This window comes from Lachnoclostridium sp. MSJ-17, assembly GCF_018918205.1.
Lineage (GTDB): Bacteria > Bacillota > Clostridia > Oscillospirales > Acutalibacteraceae > Ruminococcoides.
The window spans coordinates 1-18,906 of the sequence record NZ_JAHLQB010000123.1 but is presented as its reverse complement, the minus strand read 5'-3'; the positions used below and the strand labels follow the sequence as shown (position 1 = coordinate 18,906).

15 protein-coding genes, 1 tRNA gene, 1 rRNA gene and 1 pseudogene are annotated in these 18,906 nt (G+C 51.8%); 5 read left to right on the top strand and 13 right to left on the bottom strand.

Going from position 1 to position 18,906, the window contains the following annotated elements:
- Nucleotides 1-14 precede the first annotated feature (14 nt).
- From ftsE to KQI64_RS10155, 7 genes and pseudogenes are all read right to left on the bottom strand, one after another.
- Nucleotides 15-668: pseudogene (gene ftsE, locus KQI64_RS10185) on the bottom strand (cell division ATP-binding protein FtsE); the annotation flags it as partial.
- Between the two features lie 157 nt (nucleotides 669-825).
- Nucleotides 826-1,911 carry a PucR family transcriptional regulator gene (locus KQI64_RS10180; RefSeq protein WP_216524646.1) on the bottom strand — a complete coding sequence of 362 codons (1,086 nt, stop codon included), beginning with the start codon at nucleotides 1,909-1,911 and terminating at the stop codon, nucleotides 826-828.
- 423 nt (nucleotides 1,912-2,334) lie between these two features.
- Nucleotides 2,335-3,444 carry an ABC transporter ATP-binding protein gene (locus KQI64_RS10175; RefSeq protein ID WP_216524645.1) on the bottom strand — a complete coding sequence of 370 codons (1,110 nt, stop codon included), beginning with the start codon at nucleotides 3,442-3,444 and terminating at the stop codon, nucleotides 2,335-2,337.
- A 145-nt stretch (nucleotides 3,445-3,589) separates the two neighbouring features.
- On the bottom strand, nucleotides 3,590-4,312 hold the full coding sequence (locus KQI64_RS10170; RefSeq protein WP_216524644.1) for a pseudouridine synthase: 723 nt from the start codon (nucleotides 4,310-4,312) through the stop codon (nucleotides 3,590-3,592).
- On the bottom strand, nucleotides 4,296-4,769 hold the full coding sequence (locus KQI64_RS10165) for a DUF4830 domain-containing protein (protein ID WP_216524643.1): 474 nt from the start codon (nucleotides 4,767-4,769) through the stop codon (nucleotides 4,296-4,298). Before KQI64_RS10165 ends, KQI64_RS10170 begins: the two co-directional genes overlap by 17 nt.
- Before the next feature lie 46 nt (nucleotides 4,770-4,815).
- Nucleotides 4,816-5,472, bottom strand: coding sequence for an HAD hydrolase-like protein (locus tag KQI64_RS10160; RefSeq protein WP_216524642.1), 657 nt, complete (start codon nucleotides 5,470-5,472; stop codon nucleotides 4,816-4,818).
- Nucleotides 5,462-5,848 (bottom strand): thioesterase family protein, encoded by a 387-nt coding sequence (locus tag KQI64_RS10155; protein WP_216524641.1) that lies wholly within the window; start codon nucleotides 5,846-5,848, stop codon nucleotides 5,462-5,464. The genes KQI64_RS10160 and KQI64_RS10155 overlap by 11 nt, the downstream gene beginning before the upstream one ends.
- An 85-nt stretch (nucleotides 5,849-5,933) precedes the next feature.
- Between KQI64_RS10155 and ychF the strand changes: the two genes are divergently transcribed.
- Both ychF and KQI64_RS10145 read left to right on the top strand, forming a co-directional pair.
- Nucleotides 5,934-7,028 carry a redox-regulated ATPase YchF gene (ychF, locus tag KQI64_RS10150; protein WP_216524640.1) on the top strand — a complete coding sequence of 365 codons (1,095 nt, stop codon included), beginning with the start codon at nucleotides 5,934-5,936 and terminating at the stop codon, nucleotides 7,026-7,028.
- Nucleotides 7,029-7,128: 100 nt separating this feature from the next.
- The gene (locus KQI64_RS10145; RefSeq protein WP_216524639.1) at nucleotides 7,129-7,269 is read left to right on the top strand and encodes a hypothetical protein; all 141 of its coding nucleotides are present in this window, start codon (nucleotides 7,129-7,131) and stop codon (nucleotides 7,267-7,269) included.
- 262 nt (nucleotides 7,270-7,531) lie between these two features.
- On the opposite strand, the gene KQI64_RS10140 is transcribed toward KQI64_RS10145, so the two are convergent.
- From KQI64_RS10140 to KQI64_RS10130, 3 genes are all read right to left on the bottom strand, one after another.
- Entirely contained in the window at nucleotides 7,532-8,557 is a 1,026-nt protein-coding gene (locus KQI64_RS10140; RefSeq protein WP_216524638.1) for a sugar-transfer associated ATP-grasp domain-containing protein, read from the bottom strand.
- Nucleotides 8,558-8,584: 27 nt separating this feature from the next.
- A complete protein-coding gene (gene alr / locus KQI64_RS10135; RefSeq protein WP_216524637.1) occupies nucleotides 8,585-9,703 on the bottom strand; it encodes an alanine racemase in 1,119 nt (372 codons plus the stop codon).
- Between the two features lie 176 nt (nucleotides 9,704-9,879).
- Nucleotides 9,880-12,552 carry an alpha-amylase family glycosyl hydrolase gene (locus KQI64_RS10130; protein WP_216524636.1) on the bottom strand — a complete coding sequence of 891 codons (2,673 nt, stop codon included), beginning with the start codon at nucleotides 12,550-12,552 and terminating at the stop codon, nucleotides 9,880-9,882.
- A 227-nt stretch (nucleotides 12,553-12,779) separates the two neighbouring features.
- On the opposite strand from KQI64_RS10130, the gene KQI64_RS10125 reads away from it, so the two are divergent.
- The 3 genes from KQI64_RS10125 to KQI64_RS10115 all read left to right on the top strand — a co-directional run bounded on the left by KQI64_RS10125 (nucleotide 12,780) and on the right by KQI64_RS10115 (nucleotide 17,090).
- Entirely contained in the window at nucleotides 12,780-12,980 is a 201-nt protein-coding gene (locus KQI64_RS10125; RefSeq protein ID WP_216524635.1) for a hypothetical protein, read from the top strand.
- A gap of 132 nt (nucleotides 12,981-13,112) precedes the next feature.
- Nucleotides 13,113-14,771: a dihydroxy-acid dehydratase gene (gene ilvD / locus KQI64_RS10120; protein WP_216524634.1), complete on the top strand. Its 1,659-nt coding sequence runs from the start codon at nucleotides 13,113-13,115 to the stop codon at nucleotides 14,769-14,771.
- Nucleotides 14,772-15,017: 246 nt separating this feature from the next.
- Nucleotides 15,018-17,090: an elongation factor G gene (locus KQI64_RS10115; protein ID WP_216524633.1), complete on the top strand. Its 2,073-nt coding sequence runs from the start codon at nucleotides 15,018-15,020 to the stop codon at nucleotides 17,088-17,090.
- Between the two features lie 65 nt (nucleotides 17,091-17,155).
- Here KQI64_RS10115 and KQI64_RS10110 read toward each other — a convergent pair whose 3' ends face one another.
- The 3 genes from KQI64_RS10110 to KQI64_RS10100 form a co-directional block, all read right to left on the bottom strand.
- Nucleotides 17,156-18,358 carry a DegT/DnrJ/EryC1/StrS family aminotransferase gene (locus tag KQI64_RS10110; protein WP_216524632.1) on the bottom strand — a complete coding sequence of 401 codons (1,203 nt, stop codon included), beginning with the start codon at nucleotides 18,356-18,358 and terminating at the stop codon, nucleotides 17,156-17,158.
- Nucleotides 18,359-18,652: 294 nt separating this feature from the next.
- A 5S ribosomal RNA gene (gene rrf / locus KQI64_RS10105) occupies nucleotides 18,653-18,769 on the bottom strand.
- Nucleotides 18,770-18,787: 18 nt separating this feature from the next.
- Nucleotides 18,788-18,863 (bottom strand) — tRNA-Asn (locus tag KQI64_RS10100).
- Nucleotides 18,864-18,906 lie beyond the last annotated feature (43 nt).

The following is an 18,906-nucleotide window of genomic DNA, read 5'->3' as shown; positions in this document are numbered from 1 at the left end:
CTGCCGCTTCTTGAATCGCTGATGACCCTGCCGCGGTCGATAGTCACGACGCGCTGGTGGAATTCGCGCACAAGCTCGTGCTCGTGGGTAACGACAAGCACCGTGGTTCCCATCGCGTTGATCTCGTTGAGCAGCTCGATGATCTCGTGCGAAAGCTCGGGGTCTACGTTACCTGTAGGCTCGTCCGCGATGATGATCTCGGGGTTGTTTACAAGCGCTCTCGCAAGGCTTACGCGCTGCTGCTCTCCGCCCGACAGCTCGTTCGGCTTATTCTTCATCTTGTCCTGAAGACCGACGAGGTTAAGAACATAGGGCACTCTCTTTTTGATCGTGGCGGTGTTCTCACCCACCGCGCGCATCGCGAAGGCGACGTTGTCAAAGACGGTCATCTTTTCGATCAGGCGGAAGTCCTGGAACACGATGCCCATGTGGCGGCGGAGATACGGCACGTCTCTGCGGCGCAGCTTTGAGAGCTTGTTGCCGTTGATGACGATCTCGCCCGAGGTAGGAGTCTCCTCGTGCATGATGAGCTTGAGGAAGGTACTCTTGCCCGCACCCGAGGCGCCTACGATGAACACGAACTCGCCCTTGTCGATGCTGAGGCTTACGTCGTGGAGAGCGTGGGTGCCGTTGGGATAGGTTTTTGAAACATTCTGAAATTCAATCATAGAAACACCTTTGTCTGTGATTTGTGCGGAACAAACGACTTTTTCACAAAAAATGAAGATAAAAAGTGCAATTTGTCATTATCCGCTAAAATACCAATGCCCTGAACACCCATTTTGGGCGTTCAGAGCCATTGATCAACGCCGGTTTTTTTGTAAATTAATACTTTGTGGGACTGGCGTTGAGATATTTTTTAACCATTAACGCTACCTTGAATACAATAGCGTCCTCGAACTCACGCAGGTCAAGACCGGTGAGCTTCTTGATTTTCTCAAGTCTGTACACGAGGGTGTTGCGGTGTACAAAGAGCTTTCTCGAGGTCTCCGAAACGTTGAGGTTGTTTTCGAAGAAGCGCTGGATAGTGAAGAGGGTCTCCTGATCGAGGCTCTCGATGCTGCCGCGCTTGAATACCTCCTTGAGGAACATCTTGCAGAGGGTCGTCGGAAGCTGATAGATAAGACGGGCGATGCCGAGGTTATCATAGCTTACGATAGTGCGCTCGGTGTCGAATACCTTGGCTACCTCAAGCGCTGACTGAGCCTCCTTGAAGGAGCGCGCCAGATCCTTGATGCCGGTAACGGTGGTACCGATACCAACCACGCAGTGGGTGTAGAATTCGCTGGAGAGGGTGTCCGCGATGGAGCTCGCGAGCTTTTCGAGGTCGCGGCTCTCGGTGTCCGCCTTAACCTCCTTGACAAGCGCGATTTCTTCTTCGTTGATATTGATAACGAAGTCCTTTGTCTTGTCGGGGAAGAGGTTCTGTACGATATCGTAGGCGGAGACGTCTGTCTTGGATACGATCTTGATAAGCAGGCAGACGCGCGAAACCTCGGAGTTGAAGTGAAGCTCTCTTGCCTTCAGATAAATATCTCCGGGGAGAATGTTGTCGAGAATCACGTTTTTGATGAAGTTCGAACGGTCGTACTTCTCGTCATAGTACTGCTTGATGCTCGCAAACGAAACGCTGAGCAGCTGAGCGTACTTCTGCGCGTACTCGTCAGTACCCTGAACGAAAACGGCATAGTCATACTTGGCGCTGCTGCCAAAGGATTTATAGGTGTATCCGTTGATTACAAACGGAGCAGTCGAGCTGAGAGTCTCGGAATTGATGCTCTCATTCACCTCGCCGATTTTACCAAGCTCAGAGCAGGCGATAACAACGGAAGTTTCGTCGATTACGCCGATGGTTCTGTCGATTGCATCTTTCATCTGATGCACAATACCCTGAAATAATCTGTTAGACATAGCATTAACCTCTTTTTCTCCTAAATTTTATGCAAAATCGGTATTATGTACCGCAAAGTACCGGTCAGTCCGCTCCGAAAACCGTATTTTTAGGCACAGAGCGAGAAAGTTACAATACCCTCATATACATATTACACAAAATTGAAGAAAAAATCAACCTCTATCAACAAATTTCTTTAAGTTTTTTTAGGAAAAGCGCTTCTAATCTGTGCAGATACGCCAAAGCGCCTTCCAACCTGTACTTATTGTAACAGATATATGTGACAGAATTGTGACAGAATTGTAACAATTTTCATTGTCGCCATATATTATACCATATTTTTTCCAAAAAAGCAATAAAAAAATCCATGCCTGAGCGTCAAGGTTTTTATGGAAAAGCGAAAAAAGGCGGCAGGATAACCTGCCGCCGTGAAATATTCAGAATCAGTTTGTGATGATCTGCTCTGTGTCCTTATCAAAGATGTGGAGCTTATCAAGGCTGAAGCAAACCTTAATGTCGTCGCCGACCTTAGCTGTGGAGGTAGGAGCAACTCTCGCGGTGATGGACTGACCTGCGATGGTAACGTAGAGATAGATCTCAGCGCCCATAAGCTCGGTAACGTCAACCTTAGCGTCGAAGAGCATCTTAGCCTTTGCGATTTCCTCGGGCTCGTCGTGAGTATGCTCAGGACGGATACCGAAGATAACTTCCTTGCCAACATAGGGATCAAGCTGACCCGCGGAGCACTTGTCGGCGGGAACGGGAACCTGATACTTGTCGAAGTCGAGGGTATACTCGCCGCCCTTCTTGGAAACGGTCGCGTTGATGAAGTTCATCTGAGGTGATCCGATGAAGCCTGCTACGAACATGTTGCAGGGAAGGTCATAGAGGTGCTGAGGAGTATCAACCTGCTGAACGATACCGTCCTTCATAACTACGATTCTGGTACCCAGAGTCATAGCCTCGGTCTGGTCGTGGGTTACGTAGATAAATGTTGTGCCGAGTCTCTGATAGAGCTTCGAAATCTCGGTACGCATCTGAGCTCGGAGCTTTGCGTCGAGGTTTGAGAGAGGCTCGTCGAGAAGGAATACCTTAGGATCACGAACGATAGCACGACCCATGGCAACACGCTGTCTCTGACCGCCGGAGAGAGCCTTCGGCTTTCTCTCGAGGTACTGCTCGATGCCGAGGATGCGGGCAGCTTCTTCTACTCTTCTCTTGATCTCCTCCTTGGGAGTTTTTCTGAGCTTGAGACCGAACGCCATGTTGTCATAAACGGACATATGGGGATAAAGAGCGTAGTTCTGGAATACCATCGCGATATCTCTGTCCTTAGGAGAAACGTCGTTAACGAGTCTGTCGCCGATGTAGAGCTCGCCCTTTGAGATGTCCTCAAGACCCGCGATCATACGGAGTGTGGTGGACTTACCGCAACCGGAAGGACCTACGAAGATGATGAATTCCTTATCCTCGATTTCAAGGTTGAAATCCTTAACGGCGGTTACGTTTCCGTCGTAAACTTTGTAAATGTGTCTTAATGATAGACTTGCCATATTTGATAACCTCCAATTTTTTGTAAACATAATTTACATAAATAAATATACCACTTTCAGCAAATTTTTACTATGCTGATTTTGACTAAAGATTTATCCGATATTTTATTAAAAATAAATATTAAGTAAAAATCGCATCTTATTTTTAGTGTATATTGCCCACAAAAATTGCATCTATATCCAATTTCGTCAGCTTTTTAGCATTTCCTATAGGCAAATTGCTATCCAAATACAAATTTCCAATTGATATTCGTTGAAGATGCACAACTTTGTGACCGATCACGGAAAACATTTTTTTCACCTGATGATACTTTCCTTCACAAATAGTGACAAGTCCCGACATCCCTCCGCTGTTCGGTATAATTTCGAGCTTTGCGGGCAGGCATTGTGTGCCGTCGGCGAATACTATGCCATTTTCAAACGCCTTTATCATGTCATCGGTGATCTCGCCGTCGATTTTGGCTATATATCGCTTCTCAACGTGCTTTTTCGGCGAAAGCATGCGGTGTGCAAAATCGCCGTCGTCGGTGATGATCAGCAGACCTTCGGTATCCTTGTCCAGCCTTCCCGCGGGAAACAGACCCTTCCTGCGCAGCTCGGGCGGCAGGATATCAAGCACGGTTCTCTCGCGTCTGTCCTCTGTCGCGGAAACCACGCCGGCGGGCTTGTTGAGCATTATGTAAATGTGTTCATCAGCGCAGACAGCCTGTCCGCGCAGCAAAACGGCGTCGGTATCGGGATTTACCTTGAAATCCGTCGTCCGGCAAACCGCAGAGTTTACCGTTACCTCGCCGCTCTTGATACTTTTTTGCGCTTCCCTGCGGCTTATTCCGCTTCGGGAGCTTAAGAATTTATCCAGTCGTTCCATCTTTTTCAAGCGGCGCATCGTCGCCGCCGTATTCTCCGTCCGTCAGATGTCCGCCGATGACCTCTCCGTTTTTGGCGAGGACCACAGCGTACTCATTGCTTTTTCCGCCGAGGGAGTATGTATACCGCCTGACGGTTTTTCCCTTGTATTTGCTCAAATCAAAGCCGTTTTTCTCCTGCATGGCGCTGTAATCGGAGTAAACACCGTCAAAATCCCGCGGGATCTTCACGCTGTCGCAGGCGACAAGCTCCCTGTCCGTATAGCCCAGCGAGTCGAGATATTCACTCACGGCGCGTTCCTCGGCGAAGTTGCCCTCTGTGATCGTGGGTACAGAGGGTTCCGTCCTCTCCGCATTCGCCGCGCAGAAAGCGCAGATGACCGCCGTCAGCACTGCCGCAAACGCCGCCGCGGCTGCCGCTGCCGCTTTTGATTTCAGTTTAAAATTCAAAACAAGCATATTCAAAACCTCCGCTACAGCATATGCGGAGGAATGAATTATTATACTATTTTAAAAGCCCAAAAATCTCACCGGGAGTTCCGGCGAAAACAGCAGCTCCCTGCTCCTCCATAGCTCCGATATCTCCGTAGCCGTAGCGCACTCCGATGAAATCGACGCCGCAGAGCCTCGCGCCCTTCGCGTCGTACCATGTATCGCCGAGCATGACGGTTTTTTCTCTGTCGCGCTCAAAGTCTCCGCCCAGACAGGCTACGGCGTATGGGATCAGGTCCTTTTTGTCCTTGCGGCTGCCGTCGATGTTCGAGCCGCATACCGCGTCAAAGTCTCCGTCCAGCCCAAGAATATCAATGATTTCCTCTGCGAAAGGCTCGTACTTTGATGAGCATATGCACATTCTCACGTCCTCTTCCCTGAGCTTTTGAAGCAGCTCGGGAATGCCCTTATATGCGCGGTTGAGGAATTTTCCCTTTTCATTATAATAGTCGCGGTAGAGCTGCGCTCCGCGTTCAGCCGTTTCGGGGTCGAGCCCGACGAGGTTCAGAAATGTATCGATAAGCGGCGGTCCGACGTAGCGCGTGCAGTCGTTCAGATCAGGCATAGGCGCTCCGAGGGTGCTTATCGCGTACTCGAGAGAAGCGCGTATACCCTCAGCGCTCTCGCTTACCGTGCCGTCGAGGTCAAAAAGAATATATTTATACTTCATCGAATTTTCTGTCCGCCTTTTCCTGGAATCTGTCCGCCTTCACGCTGACGCGCGTGTGCGTGCCTTTGGCGATCTCGCCCTTTTCGTCGCTTGCTGTCACATCAAAGTGAAAAAACCTTCCCTCACGCGAGGTGAGAACCGCCGTTGCGGTGATATCAGCCGCGATAGGAGTAGGGCTTGTGTGCTCGATCGAAATCATCGTTCCGACCGTGGTGAGCGTCTCGTCGGCGAGAATCTCATCGGCAAGAGCTGCCGCGGCGTTTTCCATAAGCGCGACAACAGCCGGAGTCGCAAGAACCGCCAGACTGCCGCTGCCCATTGCGCAGGCGAGGTCCTGTTCCTCGACATGCAGGGATTTTGTAAGAGTATTTGACATAAAACCACCTATATACTTGTATTTTTTCCGGTTTTATGATACCATATTAATAAGTAATTAACAAGTGACAAAGGGGAATAATTTAATGAAATTAGGTATTGTAGGACTTCCGAACGTCGGAAAAAGCACGCTTTTCAACGCGATCACAAACGCCGGCGCACAGAGCGCGAATTATCCGTTCTGCACCATCGAGCCGAATATCGGCGTAGTCGCGGTTCCCGACAAGCGTCTTGACGTGCTCGCCGAGATGTACGACCCCGACAAGTACACTCCCGCGTCGATTGAGTTCGTAGACATCGCGGGTCTTGTAAAGGGCGCTTCAAAGGGCGAGGGTCTGGGCAACAAGTTCCTGTCGAATATCCGCGAGTGCGACGCGATCGTTCACGTCGTCCGCTGCTTTGAGAACGACGATATCATCCATGTTGAGGGCAGCATTGACCCCGCCCGCGACATTGAGACAATAAACCTCGAGCTGATCCTCTCCGACCTCGAGATGATGGAACGCAGAATCGACAAGACAAAGAAGATGCTCAAGGGCGACAAGAAATACCAGCGCGACATCGACTTCTATCAGCGTGTGCTCGAGGCTCTCGAAAACGGCAAGCCCGCGCGCTCTGTTGAGTGCGACGAGGAGGAAAAGGCGCTGCTGGGCGAGGTCGCTCTGCTGACGAGCAAGCCCGTGATCTACGCGGCGAACATGAGCGACGAGGACTTTTCAACCGGCATTGAGCAAAACGTCGGCTATCAGGCGGTAAAGAAAATCGCCGCTGAGGAGCACTCAGGAGTTCTTCCTATCTGCGCCCAGATCGAGGAGGAGATCGTCGAGATGGACGCCGAAGAGAAGGAGCTTTTCCTCGCGGACATGGGACTTGAGGAGAGCGGTCTCGACCGTCTTATCAAGGAATGCTACGCGCTGCTCGGACTTATCTCCTACCTCACCGCCGGCAAGCAGGAGGTAAGGGCATGGACGATAAAGAACGGCACCAAGGCTCCTCAGGCGGCGGGCAAGATCCACTCCGACTTTGAGCGCGGCTTTATCAGAGCCGAGGTGATCGCCTTCGACGACCTGGTCGCATGCGGCAGCATGGCGGCTGCAAAGGAAAAGGGCTTAGTCCGCAGCGAAGGCAAGGAGTACGTGATGAAGGACGGCGACGTGGTTCTGTTCCGGTTTAATGTATAATTTTATAACAGACCGCCTGATTTTATATCGGGCGGTATTTTTTATGCACACAAAGTCTCCTGCGCAATAGTATGTAGTGTAAACGAAAGGAGGCAAATGTATGAATTTCTTCGGTAACAACAACGGCGGCTGCTGCGGCATCATCATTCTCATTCTCATCCTCTGTTGCTGCTGCGGCAACAACGGCAACGGCAACGGATGCGGCTGCGGTAACAACGACGGCTGCGGCTGCGGCTGCTGATATGCGTCTGAGAACGCTTTCTCCGCCTATTGAAAGGTTTCGCTGAACTAAAACCGCCATCAACGGCGGGATTGAGCGCTGCGATGGGGCGGAAGAAGTGCTCAGCTTTATCAAACGTCACAGCTCTATGGAAGTAAAAAAAACAAAGCCGGTTCCACGCGAACCGGCTTTTTAATGTTTAAGACAAGATATTAACTGTTATCGGCAGTTTCCGACCATTGAATGCTGCCAACTGCCAACTACCCAACTATCTACTACCTACTCACTTTATTTTGCCCTCAAAGAACTCGGGAATGTACTCCCTGATTTTCGGGAGCATGCCGATTCCGTCGGGAGTGTGCGGCGGGAGCTGCCAGAAATCGTGGGCGCAGTAGGTATTGCCCTCGATGATTGCTGGGCCGTTAGGCATTGTCGCGACGTCCCAGCCTACATAGCGGATCTGCGGAGTAATCTTCGCCGCCTCAAGACACATCTGAACGGCTTCCTTTACATAGGGAATGACATAGCCCTGAAGCTTGACGTGGGTATCGGGGTGCTCGGTATAGATAATTCCCTTGAGCGTGTCGCCCGAATGCGCCGGGTACATTATCTCGCCCGTTTCGGGATCAACAGGAGTGAACAAGCAGTTGTTGTCGATGATACTGCCGCCCAGCCCCATTTTCTGAACGATATAGAGCACATGAGCCTCGCCGTCCTTGTCCAGAACGGTGATGATACGCATGGAATTCACCGCGTTGGGATAGAGCTTGCTCAGCGCGGGGTGCTGCTGAATATTGTCCTCGAGGGTGCAGAAGCCCTTGTCGGTCAGGTATTTGTAAAGCTCGTCAAAGCTCTTGTAGTCGCTGATTTTGATGCGCTCGCAGCCGTGGCCGCACTCGAGATCCTGCATTTTGCAGAAGATATACTCGCGCTCGGAACAGAACTTTTCGACCTCTTCCTTTGTCGCCTCCTGGAGCTGCACAAACTCTCTGCCGATGTATTTCTTGTAGAGCTTATTGAACTCGTCCTTGTTCTCGAGGAAGTGCGCGTAGTCGTAGTCGTTCATGAAGGTGTTGAACTTCTTGCTGATAAGACGGGTAACATAAGTCGCGCGCTGTTCCTTTGTGAGATTATAGAACGCGAAAATCTGGTAGTCGTAGTATCCCGCGCCGTACTTTTTGGCGCAGTAAAGCATATCAAAGAAAATCTTGACGCTGTTTTTGCCCGAACGCTCGTGGACGGTCTTGACCGCCTCGCGCATTTTACCTAGACTCGCGTGCGCGAGAATCCTGAAAATATAATTAGCCATTGTTCACATACCTCTCATTTGTACAGATTAATATTCGTAAATACGCGGAACCCGCTTTGAAATGCCGCAGACGATCTCGTCGACGTTGCAGTCGAGCAGATCCGCCATCCAAAGCACGCTCAGCTCCTCGTCGAGCAGGCTGACGGTATCGCCGCGCTTTACCTCGCCGATGTCGGTCACGTCAACCATGAACTGATCCATACAGACCCTTCCTATAATCGGCGCTTCCCTGCCGTTTATCCTGACCTTGCCCTTATTCGAGAGCTTGCGGCTGTATCCGTCCGCGAAGCCCACTGGAATCGTAGCGATTTTTGTCGGGCGCTGTGCGACGAAGGTACCGCCGTAGCCGACCTCCGTACCTGCCGGAACCTCCTTGACCATGACGACGTAGGTGTACCAGTTCATGACCTGCATGAAATCCTCGTTTTTCCAGTCGTCCTCGTCAATCGGACAGAGACCGAACAGCGCGTCGCCCGCACGGACGGCGTCGAGCTGAACCTCGGGACGAAGCAGAATCGCCGGGCTGTTCGCGACATGCTTCATCGGGATATGAATGCCCGCGTCCTCGAGCTTCTCGATAAAGCGGATATATTTTTCAAACTGCGTCTTTGCGCTCTCTCCGTCGGGCTCGTCCGCGCGCGAAAAGTGAGTGAACGCGCCTGTGATTTCAAGGTTTGACATCTCGCTGATGCGCCGCACCGACTCAACCGCGCTCTCGTCCGCGGGAAAACCTATTCGGCTCATGCCCGTGTCGATCTTGATATGTACCGGCTGGGTAACTCCGCCCCACTTAGCGAGGGTGTTGAGCTTTTCGGAGGTATCGAGAGAGAAAATCGCGGGCGTGAGATTGAATTTAATAAGATTCTCGAGCTGACCGTCGCAGGTATCTCCGAGAAGGAGAATCGGCTCTGTGCAGCCCGCGTTTCGCAGGGACGCGCCTTCCTCCCAGACCGCGACAGCATAGCGTTCAATGCCGCAGCTTTTTAGCGTGGGATAAATTCCCTTTTCGCCGTGACCGTAGCCGTCGCCCTTGAGCACCGCCATGATTTCCACGCCGCTGCCGAGTCTGGAGCGGATATTTTTTACGTTGTGCTCGAGCGCTCTGAGATTTACTACCGCTTCGGTTCTCTGAGTAAGCCTTCTCACCTTGTTCCCTCTTTTCGCGAATATACTATTTAAATATGTATTATTTTGAACCGAAGATAGTATACCACAACTTTTTTCGCTTTACAACATTTCGCGCAATATTCGACTTTATACACAAAAACAACCCTCCCAAAGCCTTGAGAGGGTTGCAAAAATCAGTTGATTATTTGATTAAATTACTGCCATTCGCCGTTCATGTACTTGTCAGCCCAGCCTGTTGTCTTGAAGGTGCCGCCAAGCTTTGTAGTCAGGTCATTGGTCTGGTTCCAGATGTTGCCCCAGTCAACCGAGGGAGATTCACCCTGAGGCAGTCTGACGAAGATGATGCTCTTGCCGATGTTGCCGCTGAACTGTACGGAGGAAGCGCTGCCATTACCCTTTACCCAGTGACCGTCGGAATCTGAACTCCATGTCCACGCGTACCAGTCCTCGGTGCCGGTGCTCGTAGCGGAAGCGTTAAGGGTAACGCCGCCTGAGGGAGGAGCCGTAGTTGGCGGTACATAAGCCGTGGTGGGCTGTACGTAGCTTGTGGTGGGCTGAGGCGGATTTGTGGGAGTTGTGCCGCCTGTATATGTGCCGGTGTAGTTCGAAGCGCTTCTGTTGAATACGAGATAGAGCTGAACCATTGTAGCGTCGGCTATGTTGACAGAACCGTCCTTGTTGGTGTCCGCTGCGGTCAGTCTGTCGCCGGTGAGCAGCTGCATGCTTGCAGCGTGCATCTGAATGAGGGTAGCGTCAGTAACGGTAATATTTCCGTCGCCGTTGGTGTCGCCGATAAGAACATTTCCTACGGGAGCCGTTGTGGGCTGAGGAGTTGTGGGCACGGGATTGTCATAATCGACGAGCTGGTGATTCGCCTTGAATATCTTTGATTTTCCTTCGAGGGGAAGTCCGGGATCCTTGTCCGCGGGATAGCGGTGGTCGGTCGCGTCCTTGCTCTCTGTGAAGATAACCAAGCCGTCCTCAAAGCCCTCGGGAACCTCAAGAGCGAAGTAGCCTGTGGAATCCTTCTGCATCTGAGTGCCCGGCCATGCCGCAGCCTCTGTCTTGTCAGCGTAGATGTAAGCGTATACCGACGACCAGTTGTAGCTTGAGTTGTCGAAGTATACCATCTGAGCCGAGTTGTCAGACTTGGTGTAGGTGTAGGTCTCGGGATCGGAGGTGGTGCTGCCGTCGCTCGCCTTAACGGACACGGTAGTCTGGGTGCCTACGGGCTTGCCTGCGCCGATGGTGATAGTCTGACCCTTGGTGTAGCTCTGATAAGCGCCGCCGTCGATCGAATACTGACCGGAGGTAGCGTTGTCATAGCTGAGGGTAAGGGTGATGGAATCAGTCTTGTACTTTGAGGAGCCGGGTGTTACGGAAGCTGAGGGGCCTGCGGGCTTCGCGTTGTAAACAACCGCAACGCCTGTGCCGCCGATATTGCCGCTGATCTGACCGCCCGATACTCTGAACGTGCCGCCTGTAACCTCATCGGTGTAGGTGCCGTCCTTCATCTTGTTTGCCTTTACGTTAACGGAGGTGCTGCCGCCGTTTAAGTTTACGAGGACTACGCCCTCGGTGCCGCGCTCGTTGTAAACGATCGAGCCGCTTGAGGACATATACTCGGATTTGCCTACGAAGTAGTTCTTGAAGTGGTTAACAGCCGCGACCTCGGGATCGCCCCAAGCGGTAACGCTCGCGGTACCGATTGAATCGCCGTAGTTGCGCGGACGCGCCATGTACATAGCCTGCGCCTCGGCGCGGGCACCTACGATAGCCCAAGTCTTTTTCAATGTGGTGTCACTCTGACCTCTGGACGCGCCGTCAGCGTATGTATCGTGAGACTCGTTCCAGAGAACGGCTTTTTTGCCGGAAGGTGCGCCGCCGTCGGAGTACGAGAAGTCTGTTCTCTTGGCGCCATTGGCGTCGCCGGAATTGACCTTGTTTCTGATGTCGTTTGAAACGCCGTTGCAGGTAAGGCTCATGTACTGGGTGTACTTGTTGGTGATGTTCTGACCGCCGCCCGTGGCGTCGAGAACTTCGCCGTAGTAGTACGGCTTGAAGCCCTTGGTGCTCCGGGCATAGGAATCTGTCGCGCCGAGGAGAGTCGGCCAGAAGTCGCTGCCCGCGCCCTTGTCGTCGTCGGGAACCTCGATGTGCTTGGCGCCGTCGAAGCGGAAGCCGTCAACGCCCGCGTCGATACATTCCTTCATGAACGCGATCTCATAGTTCTGGATCTTCTTGTTGCCTGTGTTCAAATCGGGCAGACCGCCCATGCAGTTGTGGGTAACGTCCCAGCGGTCATTGTAGTTCTGGGTGTTCTGGGTGATCGAGTGCCAGCAGTTCGAGTCATTCCTGATATCGTCGGGAATGGTGTTCGACAGGGTGTTATCGCCCGCGTTAGCCATGTGGTTGAGTACCGCGTCGACTACGACCTTCACGCCGTACTTGTGAGCCTCGGCGCACATTGCGGTGAAGTCGGACTTGGTTCCCAGCGCGTTTGAGCCGTTGGTGTCGATCTTGAAGTTTGAGGGCTGATAGTAAACCCACCAGCTGCCCTGCATCGTCTTGCCCTGAGTAGACTCCTTTATGGTCTGGATCGGGGTAGTCTGGACAGCGGTAAAGCCCTGCTCAGCGATTTTTTTCATGTTGTTTTTGATGCCGTTGTAGCTCCAGTTCCACGCCTGGAGAATCTGGCCGTCCTCAATGTTCTTGGCAAGACCGTAGTCTGCACCGACAGTCTCGTCGTCAGCCTGTGCTGAAACTGCGACGTCTGCGGTGCCGGCGGTAGCCGAGAAGCTGCCGACCGCGATGCACGAGAGCAGCACGCACACCGCAAGCACAATGCTTGTCACTTTCTTGTTCAATTTCTCTCACTCCTAAATAAAATTACTAAAGGCAGAATTCCGCATTCTGCGTTCATTTTAATGATAACAAAAAACCTCGATTTTATCAATTTGCTATATGCACAATAAAGGTGAAAATTTTTAGCAAATATGCCAGTTCAGCAATTTTTGTACGGTTTAAAAAAATAATTGAAAAAATCTCCGTGTTGTGGTAATATACAGTTAATAATATCTGGGAGGTATAAATTATGAAGATATACAAGATCATCACCGCGGCTCTCTCGGCTCTGATCATGAGCGTTATCGGCTGCGTCTGCGCCGGCGCGTACACCGTCCAGCCTGTGCTTGCAAACGAGAACAAGGCTACGGTCTGGATTTTCGCGGGTATCGTCGCCGTCGCCGCGATCGGCGGAGTCATTTACTTCTTCATTTCAAACAAAAAGAAATAACCTGCGGGGCGGTCGCCGGCTGCCCCCGTTATTTTGCTCTTGAAAAGTAACTGCTTCAATGCTATAATTAATGTAAAATTTTTGGCTTGTCATTATTAAATGAAAGCCGTTATCAGAAAGGATGTAATAATTATGAGAAGTGACGCGATAACAAAAGGCGTTGCCTGCGCACCCCAGCGCTCTCTCCTTCACGCGCTCGGTATGACCGACGAGGAGATGAAGAAGCCGATGATCGGTATCGTCAGCTCCTATAACGAGATCGTACCCGGACATATGAACATTGACAAAATCGTTAACGCCGTCAAGACAGGCGTAGCTATGGCAGGCGGCAACCCGATCGTTTTCCCGGCAATCGCGGTCTGCGACGGTATCGCAATGGGTCATCAGGGCATGAAATACTCCCTCGTAACCCGCGACCTTATCGCCGACTCCACCGAATCCATGGCTCTCGCGCACGCGTTTGACGCTCTCGTCATGGTTCCCAACTGCGACAAGAACGTTCCCGGTCTGCTCATGGCAGCGGCAAGACTCAACATTCCCTGTATCTTCGTCAGCGGCGGTCCCATGCTCGCGGGCAGATTCGCCGGTCACAAGACAAGTCTTTCGTCGATGTTCGAGGCTGTCGGCTCCTACAACTCCGGCAAGCTTACCGCCGAGGAGCTCAACGAGTACGAGAACAAGGCGTGTCCGAGCTGCGGCTCCTGCTCCGGCATGTACACCGCAAACTCCATGAACTGCCTGACAGAGGTTCTTGGCATGGCTCTGCGCGGCAACGGCACCATTCCCGCCGTATACTCCGAGAGAATCCAGCTCGCAAAGCGCGCCGGCATGAAGATCATGGAGCTGCTTGAGAAGGACATCAAGCCCCGCGACATCATGACCGAGGCTGCGTTCCGCAATGCCCTGACTATGGACATGGCTCTCGGCTGCAGCACAAACTCCATGCTCCACCTTCCCGCTATCGCACATGAGTGCGGCATCGACCTCAACCTTGATATCGCCAACGATATCAGCTCAAAAACTCCCAACCTCTGCCACCTCGCTCCGGCTGGCAGAACATATATTGAGGATCTCAACGAGGCAGGCGGCATTTACGCCGTTATGAACGAGATCAACAAGCTCGGTCTCCTCGACACAAGCCTTATCACCTGCACCGGCAAGACTATTGCAGAGAACATCGAGGGCGTTGTCAACAAGAACCCCGACGTTATCCGTCCCGTTGACAAGCCCTACAGCCCCACCGGCGGTATCGCCGTTCTCCGCGGCAACCTCGCTCCCGACAGCTGCGTCGTAAAGCGCTCCGCGGTAGCCCCCGAGATGCTCAAGCACACAGGTCCCGCGAAGGTTTACGAGTGTGAAGAAGACGCTATGGCGGCTATCAACGGCGGCGAGATCGTCGAAGGCGACGTTGTCGTTATCCGCTACGAGGGCCCCAAGGGCGGCCCCGGCATGCGCGAGATGCTCAACCCGACCTCAGCTATCATGGGTATGGGCTTAGGCAGCACAGTTGCGCTGATCACCGACGGACGTTTCTCCGGCGCGACAAGAGGCGCTTCGATCGGTCACGTATCGCCCGAGGCAGCGGTCGGCGGTCCTATCGCCCTCGTCAAAAACGGCGACATGATCGAAATCGACATTCCGAACAACTCCATTACACTCAAGGTCTCAGACGAGGAGCTTGCCGAGAGACGCGCGGCATGGGTTCCGAGAGAGCCGAAAATCACAACCGGCTACCTCGCCCGCTATGCTAAGCTGGTTTCCTCAGGCGCTCAGGGAGCTGTATTGTCATAAGGAAAATGCACAAAAATTCATAAAATCTTTGTGCATGGTTTCAGGATTTCATAGCAAAAAAAGCAATTCGCACAATTCACCCTTGTCCTTTTTGGGCAAAGGGTGAATTTTTTTATTTTCCCTAAAACTTTGTTGTTAATTCTGTACAATTATGATATACTGAATAAGGATTTATTTTAGATATTTGCTGAATATGTCAATTTAGAAGAAAAATATCAATTATATAAACGAAGGGAGTTTTTTCTTTTGAAACAGTACGATGCGAAAAAAATCATTAACATCGCGCTCGCGGGACACAGCGGCTGCGGTAAGACCTCGGTTGCGGAGTCCATCCTCTATCTCGCAAAGGTCAGCGACAGACTGGGCAAGATTGCCGACGGCAATACCATGCTCGATTTCGACAGCGAGGAAATTAAACGTCAGGCGTCCATCATGACCGCCGTGGCTCCGATAGAGTGGAAGAACACAAAAATCAACCTCATCGACACACCCGGTCTCTTTGACTTCGCCGGCGGCGTCGCCGAGGGTATGCGCGCTGCGGACACCGCGCTTATCGTTGTTTCCGGCAAGGACGGCATCAGCGTAGGTACCGAGAAGGCTGTCGAAGCGGCTACAAAGGCAGGTCTGACAAAGATGTTCTTCGTCAACGGTCTGTGTGACGAGGACGCGCGTTTCTACCGCGTATTCGAGACTCTCAAGGCGACCTTCGGTCCCTCTGTCTGCCCCGTTGTTGTTCCCTACATTCAGGACGGTCAGGCTAACACCTACGTCAACCTCTTTGACTACAAGGCTTACAAGTACGACGGCAAAGGCAACGTGACGCCTACCGCGCTTCCCGACATGGGCGACAGACTCGAGGGTCTGCGCGAGGCTATCAAGGAAGCGGTTGCAGAGACAAGCGAGGAGCTGCTCGACAAGTTCCTCGAGGGCGAGGAGTTCACTCCCGAGGAGATCATCCTCGGCGTATCACAGGGCGTAAGAGACGGTTCTATCTGCCCCGTATTCTGCGGCGACGCTCACAACACCTTCGCTATCGACCAGCTGCTCAACAGCCTGACATGGCTTGCTCCTTCTGCGGCTCAGGGCGGTGAAATCGCCGTTGACCTCGACGGCGAGCCCGTTGAAATCAGCGTTAACAAGGACGCTGCCACTGCGGCTATCGTATTCAAGACAGTTGCCGACCCGTTCATCGGCAGACTTTCCTATATCAAGGTCGTTTCGGGCAAGATCTCTCCCGACACACCCGTCATCAACATGCGCACAGGCGCTCAGGAGCGTATCTCCAAGGTGCTCACCATGACAGGCAAGAAGCAGAGCGACACTGACTACATCGGCGCGGGCGACATCGGCGCGGTTCCGAAGCTCGTTTCCGCAAAGACGGGCGACACCCTCTGCTCACCGCTCAGAAAGGTTGTTCTCGACGGCATCAACTACCCCGTTTCCAGCTACACCATGGCGATTTACCCCGCCAAGAAGGGCGACGAGGATAAGGTTGCGCAGGCGATCTCGAAGCTTGCCGACGAAGATCCCACAATCCGCTTTGAGTCAAACCACGAGACCCACGAGATGCTCGTATCCGGTCTCGGCGAGCAGCACCTCGACGTTGTAATCTCAAGATTAAAGAGCAAGTACAACGTAGAAGCCAAGCTCCAGAACCCGAAGATCGCTTACCGCGAGACAATCCGCAAGAAGGTTTCCGCTCAGGGCCGCTACAAGAAGCAGAGCGGCGGTCACGGTCAGTTCGGCGATGTTTGGATCGAGTTTGAGCCCTATGAGACCGACGATCTCGAGTTTGCAGAGAGAGTTGTCGGCGGCGCTGTTCCGAAGAACTTCTTCCCCGCCGTTGAAAAGGGTCTCCGCGACGCTATCAAGAAGGGTGTGCTCGCCGGCTATCCGACCGTAGGCATCAAGGCCACTCTCTACGACGGCTCCTATCACCCCGTTGACTCCTCAGAAATGTCCTTCAAGACAGCGGCAAGCCTTGCGTACAAGAACGGAATCCCGAACGCCATGCCGACTCTTCTCGAGCCCATCGGCAGCCTCAAGGCTTACGTTCCCGACAACAACATGGGCGACGTTATGGGCGAGGTAAACAAGAGACGCGGCAGAGTTCTCGGTATGTCACCTGCTGAGCACGGCACACAGGTTGTCGAGGCTGAGGTTCCGATGTCAGAAATGAGCGACTTCTCGACCTTTATCCGTCAGATCACCCAGGGCCGCGGCTCCTTCGAATTCACCTTCGCGCGTTACGAGGATTGTCCCGCTAACGTTGCACAGAAGGTTATTGAGAAAGCAAAAGCCGAAATGGGCGACGATTAATTTAAAACACTACGAGGGCAGGAAAAACCTGCCCTCGATTTTTTTGAAATATTTCAGATGAATGATTATGCTAATTCATCATAAACCTTTTTAAATGTCTTGACTACATACTCCGCCTCGGCGTCGGTCATAACCGAGTTCATCGGCAGCGTAAGCTGGTTTCTGTGCATATTATAAGCCTCGGGGAAATCCGCGATATCGAATCCCTTGCTGCTATATGCTGTCAACATAGGCAGAGGCTTGAAGTGAACATTACACATAACGCCGTTTTCCGCCATCTTATTATAAAACTCATTGCGGAAGTCGGAATCCTTGCCGTTGAAACGTACAAAATACAGGTGACCATTGCTGCGGTGATTTTCATCGGCATGATTCAGCACCTGAATGTCGAGGTTCCTGAACTCCTCGTTGTAGTAGCGAATCAGTGCGTGACGACGATTCAGCATCTCCTCGTATCTGTTCAGCTGAGCCAAACCGATTGCCGCAAGAACATCAGGCATATTACATTTATACTGTGTGTCCACGACATCATATTCCCACGAAGCGCCGGTGTTCTTTGCAAAGGCGTCCTTGGTCTGACCGTGCAGCGACCAGAGCATATATTGCTTATACATTTTTTCTTCGTCAATACGAGTGCGCAGACGATGCACAACCGCACCGCCCTCAGCGGTAGTCATATTCTTTACCGCATGGAAGCTGAAGTTTGTAAAGTCAGCGATTTCACCGCACATCTGACCGTGCCACTGTGCGCCGAACGCGTGCGCGGCGTCTGCCATGATAATGACTCTTCCAAGCAGCTCCTGGATTTTACCGTTGGGACGGAACAGCTCGCGTTTTCTTCTGACAGCTTCGTAAATCCGATCATAATCGCAGACAACACCGGCGAGGTCAACAGGAATAATTACCTTAGTGCGCTCGTTGATTGCCTCTTCCATTTTATCATAGTCCATCTCATAGGAACCGGGCTTGCAGTCGATCATGACAGGTGTTGCGCCGACATGATAGATTATCGACGCTGTAGCTGTGTATGTATATGCAGGGACAATAACCTCGTCTCCGGGGCCTACTCGCAGAACACGAAGCGTCATCTCAGCGCATGCTGTTTGCGAGGACAAGCAAACTGCCTGACCGGTGTGACAATATTCACCGATTCTCTTTTCCAACAGCTTGGTCTTGGGACCGGTTGTGATCCAGCCGGTTTTCAACACCTCGGTAACTAATTCAATTTCGTCTTTGCCGATATCCGGCGGTGAAAATGGAATCTTCATTTCAGGAACTCCTTCGATTTATCTCCAAAACAGCTTCTTACTGTAAATAATTCTATCACTTCATTCCATATATTTCAAGTGGAATAAGCGGAATTCTATCATTTAACTAAATGCAAATTCGTTAAATAGAGTATTTTATACATTTCAAAAAATGTATCAGTATGATTTGAGCGACTCTGCTCGTCAACTCATATTTCAAAAACAAGGATTTCGTGACAAAGAGTCGCAACGGGATATAAAGTGAGGGCAGGTTTTTCCTGCCCTCGAATTAATTTAAAAAAAACTCACTACAAGTATTGGCGTCTTCCTATTTTCACAGCCCGTTGCCGGGCAACTATCGTCGGCACTACAGGGCTTAACTTCCGTGTTCGGTATGGGAACGGGTGGACCCCCTGCGTCATCAACACCAATTAAATTGTAGTGAGTTTATGGCTCCCCCAACTGGGCTCGAACCAGTGACATCATGATTAACAGTCATGCGCTCTACCGACTGAGCTATGGAGGAATATGTTTACACCTTTTCAGATGTATTTTAAGTGGTGACTCGT

Bases quoted from the DNA above. Each gene is read 5' to 3' on its own strand.
- ilvD (WP_216524634.1), top strand. From the start codon at position 13,113: ATGAGAAGTGACGCGATAACAAAAGGCGTTGCCTGCGCACCCCAGCGC.
- KQI64_RS10125 (WP_216524635.1), top strand. From the start codon at position 12,780: ATGAAGATATACAAGATCATCACCGCGGCTCTCTCGGCTCTGATCATG.
- KQI64_RS10170 (WP_216524644.1), bottom strand. From the start codon at position 4,312: ATGGAACGACTGGATAAATTCTTAAGCTCCCGAAGCGGAATAAGCCGC.
- KQI64_RS10180 (WP_216524646.1), bottom strand. From the start codon at position 1,911: ATGTCTAACAGATTATTTCAGGGTATTGTGCATCAGATGAAAGATGCA.
- ychF (WP_216524640.1), top strand. From the start codon at position 5,934: ATGAAATTAGGTATTGTAGGACTTCCGAACGTCGGAAAAAGCACGCTT.
- KQI64_RS10145 (WP_216524639.1), top strand. From the start codon at position 7,129: ATGAATTTCTTCGGTAACAACAACGGCGGCTGCTGCGGCATCATCATT.
- KQI64_RS10140 (WP_216524638.1), bottom strand. From the start codon at position 8,557: ATGGCTAATTATATTTTCAGGATTCTCGCGCACGCGAGTCTAGGTAAA.
- KQI64_RS10155 (WP_216524641.1), bottom strand. From the start codon at position 5,848: ATGTCAAATACTCTTACAAAATCCCTGCATGTCGAGGAACAGGACCTC.
- KQI64_RS10160 (WP_216524642.1), bottom strand. From the start codon at position 5,472: ATGAAGTATAAATATATTCTTTTTGACCTCGACGGCACGGTAAGCGAG.
- KQI64_RS10165 (WP_216524643.1), bottom strand. From the start codon at position 4,769: ATGCTTGTTTTGAATTTTAAACTGAAATCAAAAGCGGCAGCGGCAGCC.
- KQI64_RS10110 (WP_216524632.1), bottom strand. From the start codon at position 18,358: ATGAAGATTCCATTTTCACCGCCGGATATCGGCAAAGACGAAATTGAA.
- KQI64_RS10175 (WP_216524645.1), bottom strand. From the start codon at position 3,444: ATGGCAAGTCTATCATTAAGACACATTTACAAAGTTTACGACGGAAAC.